Here is a 14,676-nt window from a genome sequence, read left to right as displayed (position 1 = left end):
GGCAGCAACGCCACCTCCAGACCCGCCGCGCCATGACCCCACCCACCGTCACACCCTCGCAAATACGCACCGCGCTTCTGCTGCGCGATGAAATCGCGTTGCTCGATCTGCGGCATGAGGCGGCTTTCGCCACCGGCCATCCGCTGTTTGCCGCCAACATGGCGGCCGGCCGCATCGCGCTCGAAGCCGAGACGCGGCTGCCGCGCAAGGACGTGCCGATCGTGGTGTACGACGCGGGCGAAGGCCTCGTCCCGCAGGCGATCGATCGGTTCAAAGCGCTGGGATACACCAACGTCCGCGCGCTCGAAGGCGGGCTGCAGGGCTGGCAGGCGGCGGGCTATGAGCTGTTCCAGGACGTCAATTCCTACGCCAAGGCGTTTGGGGAACTGGTGGAGCATCGCCGCCACACGCCGTCGCTTGGGGCGGAAGAAGTCGCCGCCTTGATTGCGCGCAAGGCCAATATCAGGATTCTCGACGTTCGCCGCTTCGATGAATACGCGACCATGAATATCCCGGGCTCGATCAGCGTGCCCGGTGGCGAACTGGTGCTGCGTGCCGGCGAGGCGGCGCCGGATCCCGAAACCACCATCGTCGTCAATTGCGCCGGCCGCACCCGCTCGATCATCGGCACGCAGTCGCTGATCAATGCCGGCGTCGCCAATAAAGTGGTGGCGCTGCGCAACGGCACCATCGGCTGGACATTGGCAAAGCAGGATCTGGAGCACGGCTCTGGCCGTCGTGGTGCGATCGGCGCTTCCGAGAATGCAAAAGCCAATGCGCGCGATGTCGCCTATCGCGCCGGCGTCCGCCGTGTCGGCCCGGAAGAGGCGCGGGCGATGGCGGCACAGACCAGCCGCACCCTCTATCGCTTCGACGTCCGCGATGCCGAGGAATATGCCGCCGGTCACCTCCCGGGCTTCCGCCATTACGCCGGTGGGCAGCTGGTGCAGGAGATCGACATGGCCGCGCCGGTGCGCGGCGCGCGGATGCTTCTGTCCGACAATCTCGGCGTCCGCGCCGACATGACCGCGTCCTGGCTCGCGCAGATGGGATGGGAAACTTATGTGCTCGATGGCGGCTATGACGGCGCGCTCGAAGTCGGCCCGCCGGTGGTCCTGCCAAGGCCCGATCCGTCGCACCGCTACCGGCGTCCCTATGAGGGCACCGATGCCTCGACCGCTGCAATGCAGGCCTATCTCGATTGGGAATATGGCCTGGTCGACCAGCTCCGGCGCGACGCCAGCCATGGTTTCTTCGTGATTTGAATGGCTACCTCGTAATTTGATGCCGAAGGCGACGGCACAGTCCTTGTCGGCGTGATAGTCTTGGCCTTGCTGGGCGCCGCGAGGTGAGTCGAAAGGCAATGCGAGACAAAAAGGACATCGTGGAGAACTGGCTGCCGCGTTACACCGGCACACAGCTTTCCGAATTCGGAGACTATGTTCTCCTGACCAATTTCGACAATTACGTCGAATGGTTCGCCGCTGGGAACGGCGTTCTGGTCAACGGCATCGATCGACCGATGCCCAACGCGACGGCCGACGGCATCACGCTGATCAACTTCGGCATGGGAAGCCCGAACGCCGCGACCGTGATGGATCTGCTCAGCGCCATCGCGCCGAAGGCCGTGTTGTTTCTCGGCAAGTGCGGCGGGCTGAAGCGCAAAAATCAGATTGGCGATTTGATTCTGCCGATCGCGGCGATCCGGGGCGAGGGGACGTCGAATGATTATTTGCCGCCGGAGGTCCCCGCGCTGCCCGCGTTCGAGTTGCAGCGCGCGGTGTCGACGATGATCCGCGATCTCGGTCGCGACTATTGGACCGGCACCGTGTACACGACCAATCGCCGCGTCTGGGAACACGATGACCGCTTCAAGGAAATCTTGCGCCGGACGCGAAGCATGGCGATCGATATGGAGACGGCGACGATCTTCGCGGCAGGATTCGCCAACCATATTTCGACCGGCGCGCTGCTTCTGGTGTCCGATCAGCCAATGATACCCGAAGGTGTGAAGACCGAAGCATCGGACCGGACAGTGACCGAGAACTATGTCGAGATCCACATCCGGATCGGGATCGAAGCGCTGAAGCTGGTGCGCCGCCGCGGCCGCAGCGTCAAGCATTTGCGCTTCGAAGACGATTTCGACCGCGGGATCGAGACGTGACAAGGTATAGCGTCGGCTAGGAATATCACCCGGAGCGCAGCCAGCTTTCGGCCGTCAGCTTTTCAAGCTCGGAAAAATAAGGGCCCGTGACGTCGCGGTCGGACTGTTGCTCGGGCCGCCGAGCCTGCGCATCTGCTTCGCGCAACTGCTCCGTGATATGAAAGGTAAGGACTGAGGCGATCGCATGGATCGCCTCGTGACGATCGAGTCCCTCGGTCATCAGCCGCAGCAGGGTGCGGCGGACCGGCAATCGATCTCCTTCCGCGATCTGGTTCTCGACGACCACGTGCATGGCCGCATGCGCTGCTGCGCGCTCCACCTTAATACCGGCGCGCCGGTGGTAGTGCTCGATCATGTCAAGACGTCGTTGCTCGTCGGTCGCGAGCCAGTCGCCTGGATCAGGCTCGACCAGCGGGTCGTAGTCCCGAATCCGGGCTTCGACGTCGTCGAATTCATACACTTCGTCTATGTCGATGGGATCGTCGATGTCGAAAGGATCGCCCGGCGATGCGACTTGCGGCAGTCTCGCCTTGTCGATACAGCACTTCTTGAATTTCTTGCCGCTGCCACAGGGGCAGGGGTCGTTGCGGCCGACATTGCGGAACGGGTTGTGCGCCGGCATCGCCGGCCACGGATCGAGGCTCGGGTCGTCAGCGATCTGATCCTGATATTCCTCCGGATTGACTATCTCCCAGCCCGATAATTCCTCGATGACATCACCGAACGGCTCGTACTCCCTGCGCCGCCACGGCTGAAGCGGGCCGCCGGCGCAGGCCTCCTTCAAATCATCCTCGAAATCCTTCAAATCCTTCAACATAGGGTCATTGAAGCCGAGCCGGAATATCTCGCGCACCAGAGGCTCGAGTTCGACCAACCCCAGCACTGCGATCGTGCCCTGCCAGCCGTCCCATACGGCACACACATCCCGAGGCTGCAAATCGTCGAAGGCCGACCGCAAGAAATCGGCGACCGCAGCCCGGTCGAGTTCGCCGCGAAAAACCAGTATCACGAGGGCGTCGAGGGCACTCCAGCGCACGAACTCGTCCGCCTTGGGATCTCGAATGATGTCGTAGATCGGACCTGGATCGCCATCGAAAACACTTGCCAGTACCTTGTGACTGGTCGCCGTCGTGGCATCGCCGAGAATCAATTCGACGTCCGGCCGGCGCAAAAAGCGCGCGATCGTGCGATATGCTGATTTCTCCCGCCACTGGCCAAGAAGATGGAACGCGATGAAGAGGCCGTTCTCCTCGACTTCGTCTTTCGGTTCGCATCTGTCGATGGCGTCCAGTAGCAGCGGCGCCACGGTTGATCGATCGGCGGTCGCCGCACGGATCGCCTCGGTCGGCAGGCCCTCGCCGGAACCCAATTGCTCAAGGATTTGCACGGAACGGTCTCGCTTGTGTATCCAATGTCAGGGCAAGTTTGCAGCCCTTATCATAGCCGTCAGAAATACCGGCAGTAAACGGCGCTTTGCCACGCGTCGGGGTTCCGGCGGATGCCGTCGCTGAGGGTCAGCGCCACGCCAGCAGTATCGCGACCAGGATGACGAGGCTCGCCGACAATACTTTCCAGAACACCAGCGGGTTGCGCTCATAGAGCGCGCGCCGCTTCTCGGCGGCGGGCTTCGCCCACATGGCGCCATTTTCCAGTTCGTGGGCGAATTCGATGACGTCGCCGAAGCGCTGCGTGGGATCGACGGCGAGCGCCTTGCCGATCACGGCATCGAGCCAGGCCGGCAGGTCGGGACGGTAACGCGACAGCGAAACCGGCTTGCCGAAGCGTGGCCGCGAAAACGGTTCGATCTCGCCATAGGGGTAGGCGATGCTGAACATGCGGTAGACGGTCACGCCCAGCGCATAGAGATCGGAAAACTCGTCTCCCGCGCGCCCGCTGAACAGTTCGGGCGCCATGTAACTCGCCGTGCCGGGAATGTCCTGGGCGGGGAAGTCCTCGAGCAGCGGCACCCGGGCGACGCCGAGATCGACCAGCCGCAATCCGCCGGCCGTCAGCAGGATGACGTTATCAGGCTTGATGTCGCGATGAATGATGCCGGCGCGATGCAAGGTCGCTATCGCGCGCGCCAGCTTGGTGGCGATGCCGATGCCTTCGGTGAGCGAGAGCTGCGGCGAGCGGTTCAGGCGATGTTCGAGCGTTTCGCCCTCGTACAGCGGCATCACCGAATACAGCCGCGTCTGGCGCCCGGCGGGAACCTCGATGATTTCGCCGATCCACAGGCTCCTGACGCGGGCCGCCACCCATGCTTCGCGCACGAAGGCGAGACGATAGGAACCTTCGCTGGCGACGCGCGGATGCGGAAACTTCAGCACCAGTTTGCGGTTCTGCCGCTTGTCGGTGGCGACGAACAGCCGGCTATAGCGGCCGTCGGACAGCACCTCCTGGAGAACGAAATCGTCGATGGTCTCACCCGACGATGGCAGCTCCAGGATGGGAAGGGTTTCGATGGCGTGGGTGAGTTCGTTGCGGTCGGCCGGCGGCAGGTCGATGACGTCGAGCACCAGCGCGGTCATGTTGTCGCTGCTGCCGGCGGCCAGCGCCACGTCCACCAGCTTGCGCGCGGTTTCCTCAGGTGAAGCGCGCTCGTCGAGCAGGACCTGCAGGCGGCCGTCGTCGAGGACACCGTGAATGCCGTCGCTGCAGATCAGCAGTCGATCATGTTGCCGCAGGCCGACCGCGGCATAGTCGACGCGCGCGAAATCCTCGAAGCCGATGGCGCGGTTGAGCACGTGGGCGAGGTCGCCGCGTCCGGCGACGTGATCCTTGGTCAGCCGCTCGAGGCGGCCCTCGCTCAAACGGTAGGCGCGTGTGTCGCCGATGTGGACGATATGACAGGTGCGGCGCGACAGGATGATCGACGAGAACGCGCAGCTCATCCCGCTGAGCCTGGAGTCGACGCGGCCCTGCGCATGGATCCAGCTGTTCGTGGCCTCTAGCGCCCGCGAGGCGATGCGCCGGACGCCCAGCGTTTCGGGAAGGGCATAGTAGGCGTCGAGAAAACAACGCACGGTCAGTTCGGCGGCTTCCCGTCCGCCCTTGTGGCCTCCGACGCCATCCGCCACCGCGGCAACGATGTCGCGGTTGAATGCGCCGGTCTGGCCGAGGCAGGCCGCGACGTAGTCTTCGTTGGTCACCCGCTTGCCGGTCTCGCTGACGAAACCGACACGCACCTGAAGATTTCTCTGCGAACCGATCGTCACGTCAGAGACCTGCCGAGCCTTTGAAAGCGCGCGTCGTCAGACCCGCGCCCCCGAAACCGCGCCCCATGTGGTGCGCCAGCGGACCTTGACCATGGCAAGTCCGATAAAGCCAAGCAATGCCAGCGCCCCGAAAAACACGAAGCCGGCCCCGAAGCCGCCGGTTGCGGCCTTGGCCGTGCCGAGCGCCTGGGCCAGGAAAAAGCCGCCGACGCCTCCGGCGCAACCGACCAGGCCGGTCATCAGGCCGATGTCCTGACGGAAGCGGAGCGGGATGAGTTGAAACACCGCGCCGTTGCCCATGCCGAGTGCCAGCGTGCCGACCGAGAACAGCAGCACCGACATCCACGCGATGCGCGGCATCTGCAGCAGCGACCAGCCCGCCGCTGATGGCGCCGCCGGTCCTTCCGGCATGAAGGCGATGGCGAGATAAGCCGCGATGACAACCGCGAACAGCACCGACAGCGAGCGGATGCCGCCGATGCGGTCGGCAATCAGCCCGCCGACCGGGCGGAAGCCGGAGCCAAAGGCGACGATCAGCGAGACCAGCAGACCCGCCGCCACACCGGACACATGATACTGCACGGTGAAATACAGCGGCAGCGCGTTGGCGAGGCCAACGAAGCCGCCGAAAGTGATGAAGTAGAAGAACATGAACCAGCGGCTATCAGGATCGCGTAGCAGCGTGGCATAGGCCTTCAGCGAGATCGGCTTGCGTTCGCCCGGCGCATCCTTGGCCGCGAAGACGTAATACGCGAGCACCAGCACCATCGGAATCAGCAGGAACCCGAACACGGCCTGCCAGCCGAAATGTTCGGCGATCGTCGGTGCGAGCATCGTATCGATGACGACGCCCATATTGCCGGCGCCTGCGATGCCCATCACCACGCCCTGATATTGCGGCGGGTACCAGCGGCTCGCCTGCGGCAGGGCGACGGCAAAGGACGCGCCGCCAATGCCGAGCACCAGGCCGAAGATGATGATCGCGAGTTTGCTGTCGAGTCCGTACCGCCAGACCCAGGCCGTCGCCGCCGTGACGATGAGCTGCGCGATAATGCCGGTTCGCTTGGCGCCGATGATATCAGCGAGGATACCCATCGGGACGCGGAGCAGCGCGCCTGCCAGAACCGGGATGGCCACGAGCGTAAACTTCTCGCTGACCGCGAGGTTCATGTCGTGCGCGATGTAGACCATCAGCGGGCCGAGCGCGACCCAGGCCATGAAACTGATGTCGAAGTAAAGAAACGCCGCCAGCAGCGTCGGCCAATGGCCAGCCTTCTTGAACTCAGCAAACTTCATTGCGACAGCCTCGCGATCATGCGGCCGAGCATGCGCACAGGTGCGGCGGGTCTCGGCACATCTGATGGAATGTGGTGAAAGCGAGAGCCGTACTCGTCATTGAGACGGTCTCGATTGGTTCTAAAGGCAGCAATAACCGTGCCATTCGATCGCGAGCGGCACTTTGCCTTTAATCGCAACGCGTTGACCGCTATTCCACCGACAGGGAAGAAAACCCGACTTGCTGCAGCGGGCAGCATCCCGCGCCACTCAAACGCGCAAGGTGGTGCTTTTTTGTGCGGTGCGCACAAGCGCCCGAATTCGCGGCAGTCCGTAAAGCTATTGATATTGCTTGCGGAATCGCTGCGCCAAAGTTGGCACGCGTTTTGTATTGAAGGAAATATCGATCGTCATTGATGATGGTCACTGCCCGCGGATGGGCTCCTCAAAACTCCCAATCTCTCTTCCACCGATCGACGACGCATGTCGCGTCGACGCGCGGTGTCGTCGGAATGCGAAAGGCAGATCATGCTCGAGAAAGTAAGCAGGCAGAAGCTGGTGGTGATCGGCAACGGCATGGCCGGCATCCGCACAGTGGAAACGCTGCTTGAGCGTGCGCCTGACCTCTACGACATCACGGTGTTCGGTTCCGAGCCTTACGGCAATTACAATCGTATCCTGCTGTCGCCGGTTCTCTCCGGCGAGAAGTCCGTCGACGACATCATGCTCAATACCGAGCAATGGTACGACGACAACGGCATTACGCTGCGCAAGGGCGAGACGATCGTGATGATCGACCGGCGCACTTGCGAAGTCGTCACCGCCACGGGCGCGCGCGTCGCTTATGATCGGCTGCTGATCGCGACCGGCTCCAACCCGATCATGTTGCCGCTTCCGGGCAAGGATCTTCCCGGCGTCATCGGCTTTCGGGATATCCAGGACGTCGAGCGCATGGTTGAAGCCTCGACGAGCCATCCGAACGCCGTCGTGATCGGCGGCGGCCTGCTCGGCCTCGAGGCCGCCAACGGTTTGATGAAGCGCGGCATGAACGTCACCGTCGTGCATCTGCTCGACTGCCTGATGGAGCGACAGCTCGATCCGGTTGCCAGCGGAATGTTGCGCAAGTCGCTGGAAGAGCGCGGCATGGTGTTCAAGATGCCGGCGCAGACGCAGGCGATCCTGGGCGAGGACCGCGTCACCGGCGTGCGCTTTGCCGACGGCGAGGAACTGCCGGCCGACCTGGTCGTAATGGCCGTCGGCATCCGCCCGAACATCGAACTCGCGCAGAAGGCGGGCATCCATTGCGAGCGCGGCATTGTCGTCTCCGACACCATGCAGACCTATGACGGGCGCATCTATGCGGTCGGCGAATGCGTGCAGCACCGTCGCCAGACCTACGGCCTGGTCGCACCCTTGTTCGATCAGGCCAAGGTCTGCGCCAATCAGCTCGCCATGAAGGGCTTTGCCAGCTATTCGGGATCGGTGGTCTCGACCAAGCTGAAGGTGACGGGCATCGATCTGTTCTCCGCCGGCGATTTCGCGCCCGGCGCCGACAAGGAAGAAGTCGTGATGCAGGACGCCGCGCGCGGCGTCTACAAGCGGATCGTGCTGCGCGACAAGAAGATCGTCGGCGCCGTGCTTTACGGCGATACGGTCGACGGGCCCTGGTATTTCCAGCACCTGCGCGACGGCACCGACATCTCGCAGATGCGCGAGCGCCTGGTATTCGGCGCGGCCAATCTCGGCGACGGCGGTCACGCCGGCCAGAATTCGGTCGCCGCCATGGGCGACGAGGCGGAGATCTGCGGCTGCAACGGCGTCTGCAAGGGCACCATCGTAAAGGCGATCTCCGAAAAGAAGCTGTTCACGATCGATGACGTGCGCGCCCACACCAAGGCGTCGTCATCGTGCGGCTCATGTACCGGCCTCGTCGAGCAAGTGCTTGCGTTCACGCTCGGTGGCGACTACTCGACGGCGCCGAAGGTCAAGCCGATGTGCAAGTGCACCGATCACAGCCATGACGACGCGCGCCGCGTCATCGTCGAGCAGCAGCTGAAGACCATTCCCGACGTCATGAAGTTCATGGATTGGAAGACCGCCAACGGCTGCCATTCCTGCCGGCCGGCGCTGAACTATTACTTGCTCGCCACCTGGCCCGGCGAATATCGCGACGACCAGCAGTCACGCTACATCAACGAACGCGTCCATGCCAACATCCAGAAGGACGGCACCTATTCGGTGGTGCCACGGATGTGGGGCGGCGTCACCACGCCGGATGAATTACGGGCCATTGCCGACGTCGCCGACAAGTTCAAGATTCCGACCGTCAAGGTCACCGGCGGCCAGCGCATCGATCTGCTCGGCGTCAAGAAGGAGGATCTGCCCGCGGTATGGGCCGACCTCAACGACGCTGGCATGGTGTCAGGGCATGCCTATGCCAAGGGGCTGCGCACGGTGAAGACCTGCGTCGGCTCGGAATGGTGCCGCTTCGGCACCCAGGACTCGACCGGGCTCGGCATCAAGATCGAAAGATTCATGTGGGGGTCGTGGGCCCCGGCCAAGGTGAAGATGGCGGTATCGGGTTGTCCGCGCAACTGCGCCGAATCGACTTGCAAGGATGTCGGCGTGATTTGCGTCGATTCCGGATACGAGATCCATTTCGCGGGCGCTGCCGGCCTTCACATCAAGGGAACCGAATTCCTCGCCAAGGTGGCGACCGAGGAGGAGACGCTGGAGTTGATCGCGGCACTGACGCAGCTCTATCGCGAGCAGGGCTGGTATCTGGAGCGGATTTACAAGTGGTGCGATCGTGTCGGTCTCGATGCCATCCGCAAGCAGGTGGTCGATGACCTCACCAACCGCAAAGCGCTGTACGACCGCTTCGTGTATTCGCAGCAGTTCTCGCAAAGCGATCCATGGGCGGAACGCGCCCAACGCGGTGTCGATCGCAACGAGTTTGCGCCGATGGCGGAGCTGGAACTCGCATGACCGGAGCTCGCATGACACGGTGGATTGAAATCGGAGCTCTGGACCAGATTCCGCGCCTCGGCGCCCGCGTGGTGCGCACGGCGTCGGGAAACATCGCGGTATTCCGGACCGAAGACGACGAGGTATTCGCGCTCGACGACCGCTGCCCGCACAAGGGCGGACCGTTGTCGCAAGGCATCGTGCACAACAAGCGCGTCACCTGTCCGCTGCACAATTTTGTCATCGAGCTTGCGAACGGCGAGGCGGTCGCTCCTGACGAGGGATGCGCGCACTCGTATCCGGCCAAGGTGGAGAACGGCACCGTGTGGCTGTCCGTTCGTGAGGTAGTCACCGCTTCCGCTGATTGAGGGTAACGACGCGTGCCAGTCAAGACGACATGTCCCTATTGCGGTGTCGGCTGCGGCGTCGTGGCCGACAGGGACCAGGCCGGGGCGGTCACGGTCCGGGGTGATCCGGTGCATCCGGCAAACTTCGGGCGGCTGTGCGCGAAGGGATCGGCGCTGGCTGAAACCATCGGTCTGGAAGGACGCCTGCTCGAGCCGATGGTCGACGGCCGCGCTGCGACCTGGGATGCCGCGCTCGGCCATGTCGCCGATGGATTCAGCAAGGCAATCCGGGAGCACGGGCCTGACGCGGTGGCGTTCTACGTCTCGGGCCAGCTGCTCACCGAGGACTACTACGTCGTCAACAAGCTCGCGAAGGGCTTTGTCGGCACCGCCAATATAGATACCAATTCGCGGCTGTGCATGGCCTCCAGCGTGGTCGGTCACAAGCGCGCCTTCGGCAGCGACACCGTTCCGGGGTGTTACGAAGACCTGGAACTGGCCGACCTGCTGGTCCTGGTCGGATCCAATGCGGCCTGGTGTCATCCCATCCTGCACCAGCGCATGCTGGCGGCGAAGGCGAAAAATCCCGCTTGCCGCATCGTCGTCATCGACCCGCGCCGGACGGCGACCTGCGAGGGCGCCGATCTGCATCTGCCGGTTCGTTCGGGCAGCGACTCCGTTTTGTTCAACGGATTGCTGGCCTATCTTGCGAAGAACAAGGCGGCCGATGGCGCGTTCGTCGGCGATTTCACCACCGGCGCCGAGGCGGCGCTGGCGCAAGTCGCCGGCCAGACCGTGGCGCACACGGCCGATGTCTGCGGGCTGACGGGCGGTGCAGTCGAGCAGTTTTTCAGCTGGTTCGCCAAGACCGAGCGTGTCGTCACGCTCTACTCGCAGGGCATCAACCAGTCGAGCAGCGGCGTCGACAAGGTCAATGCGATCATCAACTGCCATTTGCTGACCGGGCGGATCGGAAAACCCGGCATGGGGCCGTTCTCGCTGACCGGCCAGCCCAATGCGATGGGCGGACGCGAAGTCGGTGGCCTCGCCAATCAGCTCGCCGCCCATATGGAGATCGAGAACCCCCGCCATCGCGAACTCGTGCAGCGGTTCTGGCGCTCGCCCGTCATCGCCGACAAGACCGGGCTCAAGGCGGTCGAGATGTTCGACGCGATGGCCGCCGGCCGCATCAAGGCGGTCTGGATCATGTCCACCAATCCGCTGGTCAGCCTGCCGGATGCAACTCGCGCTCGCGCCGCGCTGGATGCCTGCGATCTCGTCGTGGTGTCGGATTGCGTGCGGCATACCGACACCACGCGTCACGGCGATGTGCTGCTGCCTGCGACGGCATGGGGCGAAAAGGACGGCACGGTCACCAATTCCGAGCGCCGCATCTCCCGGCAACGGCCGTTCATGCCGGCGCCCGGCGCCGCGCGTCCGGATTGGCGGATCATCTGCGATGTCGCCAGCCGCATGGGATTTTCGGGCTTCGACTATATGAGCGTCGCCGAGATCTTTCGGGAGCATGCCAGCCTGTCGGGCTTTGAGAATAATGGCGCGCGGGACTTCGATCTCTCCGCCTTGAGCACGCTCGATGATCGCGCTTACGAAACGCTCGCCCCGGTACAATGGCCGGTGACGCGGGATTATCCGACCGGCACGGCGCGGCTGTTCGAGTCCGGAAGCTTCTTCACCCCCGATCGCAAGGCGCGCTTTGTTCCGGTCGTGCCGCGACCGCCCAAGAACCCGACCAGCCGCGAGCATCCTCTGGTCCTCAACACAGGCCGGATTCGCGATCAGTGGCATACGATGACGCGGACCGGGAAAGCGCCGCGACTGATGATGCACATGTTCGAACCCTGTGCGGAATTCCACCCCGAGGATGCGCGCAAGGCCGGTATCGAAGATGGCGCGCTCGCCCGGCTGACCAGTCCCTGGGGCCAGATGGTGGCGCGCGTGACCGTCACCACCGAACAGCGGCGCGGCTGCGTGTTCGTGCCGATGCATTGGAATGGCGAGTATGCCGGCGACGGCCTGATCAACGCGCTGGTCAATCCCGCGACCGACCCGATATCCGGACAGCCGGAATCCAAGCATACGCCCGTGAAGGCCGAGCCCTATCTGCCGAAATGGCATGCCTTTATTCTCAGCCGTTACGAGATCGAGCGCCCGGAGCAGGGCTACTGGGTTTCCGGACGGGCGGGCATGTGCTGGCGCATGGAGCTGGCGATCGAGGAACGGCCGGCGAGCTGGCGCGATTGGGCGCGCGCGCAGCTCCGCGCCGAGCAGGCGGACATCGAATGGCTCGCCTATCGCGATCCGAGCATCGGCCGGTATCGCTATGCGAGCATTCGCGACGGGCGGTTGGAGGGATGCATCTTCATCGCCTCGGACCACAGACTGGTGTCGCGTTCATGGCTGACCAATTTGTTCGCGGAAAACACGCTCTCGCCAAAGGCGCGGATGTCGCTGCTCACAGGGCAGCCGCTGGAAGCCGGCGAAGATATCGGGCCGATCGTCTGTTCGTGCTTCGGCATCGGGCAACGGCAAATCTCGGCCGAGATCAACAAAGGCGCGCTAAATGTCGAAGCCATTGGTCAACGATTAAAAGCCGGCACCAATTGCGGGGCATGCAAGCCGGAGATCGGCAAGCTGCTCAATGGCGCGCCTGTGCCAAAACCCCTGCCGGCGTAAGTTTTTCGATTCCCGGCCTATTTGCCGGGCCATTCTGCCGGCGATGTCGGCCACGCGTTCCCACTGTACTCTTCCCATCGCTCGTCTTTCAGCCCCCACTGTGCTAATTTGAGCCGACAGCATGGCTCCAGGAACTTTCTGACGCCTAGCCGTGTTCGTCTCTCACGACGGAAAGATGCGGCTATGTAACGGCCCGTGTATCGCGACCAGACTTGATGACCCTGCTAACGCGAAGGGCTTGTCATGAACCAAATGCTTCCAGCCAACGAGCCCGGACGCCTTGTCGCGCTAGCGAATTACGCGATCCTCGACACGCTTCCAGAACCTGGATTCGACGAAATCACCGAACTGGCGGCGCAGATCTGCGGCAGCCCCGCCGCCCTGGTCAGCTTCGTCGACGCATCGCGGCAATGGATCAAGGCGAAATACGGCCCACTTCCCGCAGAGCTTTCGGAATGCCCGCGCGAAATTTCGATTTGCACGGCCACGATCTGCAACAACGACATCCTCTACGTTCCCGACCTGATAAAGGATCAAAGGTTCAATACCAGCCCGCTTGTGACGGGCGATATGCACATTCGCTTCTACTGCGGCGTTCCTCTCATCACGCAGGATGGTCATGCCCTGGGCACCTTGTGCGTGATCGACTTCGAGCCGCGAGAAATGACCTTCGAGCAGCAGGAGGCGCTCAGACGATTGGCACGGCAGACCATGGTTCACCTCGAATTGCGCCGGCAATTGCTCGTGCGCAACGAGATGCTGCGTGAGTTGGAGCGTGCGCGCGACCACGCAATTGTCGGCAAGGCCGAATCGGACAAGCTGCTGCTGAACATCCTGCCGTCATCGATCGCAGCCGAGCTCAAGGCAAATGACCGCGTTCAGCCGCGCTTCTTCGACTCTGCGACGGTGATCCTGATCGATTTTACCGGCTTCACCCGGCTGGTCGAAACCATGGAGCCGGCGAGCGTCATTGACCAGCTCGACCAGCACTTCACCGTGTTCGACGACATCATGGCCAAGCATCGCCTCGAAAAACTCAAGACGATCGGAGACGCCTATCTCGCGGTTGGCGGCGTGCCGGAGCCCAATCGCTCGCACGCCATCGATGCCGCGTTGGCGGCGCTGCAGGTCATCGATCATTTGGCCAGGATCAATCGGCAACGCGAGAAGCTGCACCTGCCGGCGTGGCAGGTGAGAATTGGAATCAATACCGGGCCAGTCATCGCCGGCGTCGTCGGGAAACACAAATTTACCTACGATATCTGGGGGAATACCGTGAATATTACCCAGCGCGTCGAAGCCGCCGGTGTTCCCGGTCGCATCAGCATCGCCGAATCGACCTGGCAGCACATCAAGACGCGCTTCGAGACCGACGCCCGTGGTGCCGTCGAAGTGAAGCACCAGGGTTTGGTGAATATGTATTATCTCAACCGCATCAGACCCGAATTTTCTGCTGATCCAGCCGGGATAATGCCAAACGAGCGCTTCTGGAAACAGGAATGAGCGAGCGCTTTGCGCCGCCGCCGCCCGAAAAGGGTGATGCACTGCGTTGCGCGGCGTCAGCCGGTGATTTCAATGGAGTTGATCTCGCACCATTCGCGCAACGCGCGCGCAGTGGCTTTCGATTCGAAATCATACCAGCGCTCAAGCACATTCCTGCGGATCAGCAGCGCCCGAAATTTCTTGTAGGCACCACGCCTGCTGAACATATATCTGACCTCGTCGAAGTCATCAGACAGAAATTCACGCGCAAAATTCAGCGCCATGGGTTTGCCGAGATCGAGCTCCCGTTTGTCGGGGATTGCGATGTATTTCTCGTCGTCCTCGATGTCGTCGGGTAACTCGTCGTTGAATTCATCGTGATCGGAAAAATCGGAATGCCAGAGGATCTTGCCCGTCCGTCTGCACAGGAAGGCCTGATGCAGGCCGGCCCCGCTGCTTACGTATTCGTATGCGAGAAGTAATTCCTGAAAATCAGTGGGCATGGGTCTGCCGTCTCAAGCAAGCCAAT

General features: G+C 62.7%; 11 protein-coding genes. 7 read left to right on the top strand and 4 right to left on the bottom strand.

Going from position 1 to position 14,676, the window contains the following annotated elements:
* Positions 1–32 precede the first annotated feature (32 nt).
* Both JQ574_RS04980 and JQ574_RS04975 read left to right on the top strand, forming a co-directional pair.
* Complete coding sequence (locus JQ574_RS04980; protein WP_212209343.1) at positions 33–1,265, top strand: rhodanese-like domain-containing protein; 1,233 nt, start codon at positions 33–35, stop codon at positions 1,263–1,265.
* 98 nt (positions 1,266–1,363) lie between these two features.
* Complete coding sequence (locus tag JQ574_RS04975; RefSeq protein ID WP_212209344.1) at positions 1,364–2,164, top strand: AMP nucleosidase; 801 nt, start codon at positions 1,364–1,366, stop codon at positions 2,162–2,164.
* A gap of 25 nt (positions 2,165–2,189) precedes the next feature.
* Here JQ574_RS04975 and JQ574_RS35650 read toward each other — a convergent pair whose 3' ends face one another.
* The 3 genes from JQ574_RS35650 to JQ574_RS04960 form a co-directional block, all read right to left on the bottom strand.
* Complete coding sequence (locus JQ574_RS35650; protein ID WP_212383352.1) at positions 2,190–3,551, bottom strand: DUF1186 domain-containing protein; 1,362 nt, start codon at positions 3,549–3,551, stop codon at positions 2,190–2,192.
* A gap of 127 nt (positions 3,552–3,678) precedes the next feature.
* Entirely contained in the window at positions 3,679–5,352 is a 1,674-nt protein-coding gene (locus JQ574_RS35645) for a bifunctional protein-serine/threonine kinase/phosphatase (RefSeq protein WP_212209346.1), read from the bottom strand.
* Positions 5,353–5,418: 66 nt separating this feature from the next.
* Positions 5,419–6,678 (bottom strand): NarK/NasA family nitrate transporter, encoded by a 1,260-nt coding sequence (locus JQ574_RS04960; protein WP_212209347.1) that lies wholly within the window; start codon positions 6,676–6,678, stop codon positions 5,419–5,421.
* Positions 6,679–6,816: 138 nt separating this feature from the next.
* On the opposite strand from JQ574_RS04960, the gene JQ574_RS04955 reads away from it, so the two are divergent.
* The 5 genes from JQ574_RS04955 to JQ574_RS04935 all read left to right on the top strand — a co-directional run bounded on the left by JQ574_RS04955 (position 6,817) and on the right by JQ574_RS04935 (position 14,168).
* The gene (locus JQ574_RS04955) at positions 6,817–7,074 is read left to right on the top strand and encodes a hypothetical protein (RefSeq protein WP_212209348.1); all 258 of its coding nucleotides are present in this window, start codon (positions 6,817–6,819) and stop codon (positions 7,072–7,074) included.
* A gap of 111 nt (positions 7,075–7,185) precedes the next feature.
* Positions 7,186–9,645, top strand: a complete 2,460-nt coding sequence (nirB, locus tag JQ574_RS04950; RefSeq protein WP_212209349.1) for a nitrite reductase large subunit NirB — start codon at positions 7,186–7,188, stop codon at positions 9,643–9,645.
* Between the two features lie 11 nt (positions 9,646–9,656).
* Positions 9,657–9,992, top strand: a complete 336-nt coding sequence (gene nirD / locus JQ574_RS04945; protein ID WP_212209350.1) for a nitrite reductase small subunit NirD — start codon at positions 9,657–9,659, stop codon at positions 9,990–9,992.
* A gap of 12 nt (positions 9,993–10,004) precedes the next feature.
* Complete coding sequence (locus JQ574_RS04940; protein ID WP_212209351.1) at positions 10,005–12,665, top strand: nitrate reductase; 2,661 nt, start codon at positions 10,005–10,007, stop codon at positions 12,663–12,665.
* A 243-nt stretch (positions 12,666–12,908) separates the two neighbouring features.
* Positions 12,909–14,168 carry an adenylate/guanylate cyclase domain-containing protein gene (locus tag JQ574_RS04935; RefSeq protein WP_212209352.1) on the top strand — a complete coding sequence of 420 codons (1,260 nt, stop codon included), beginning with the start codon at positions 12,909–12,911 and terminating at the stop codon, positions 14,166–14,168.
* Between the two features lie 56 nt (positions 14,169–14,224).
* Here the strand turns inward: JQ574_RS04935 and JQ574_RS04930 are convergent, their stop codons facing one another.
* The gene (locus JQ574_RS04930; RefSeq protein WP_212209353.1) at positions 14,225–14,650 is read right to left on the bottom strand and encodes a hypothetical protein; all 426 of its coding nucleotides are present in this window, start codon (positions 14,648–14,650) and stop codon (positions 14,225–14,227) included.
* Positions 14,651–14,676 lie beyond the last annotated feature (26 nt).

Source organism: Bradyrhizobium sp. AUGA SZCCT0158 (assembly GCF_018130065.1).
Classification (GTDB): domain Bacteria; phylum Pseudomonadota; class Alphaproteobacteria; order Rhizobiales; family Xanthobacteraceae; genus Bradyrhizobium.
Note: the sequence above shows the minus strand (reverse complement) of the source record. Positions and strands in the feature narration are given on the sequence as shown.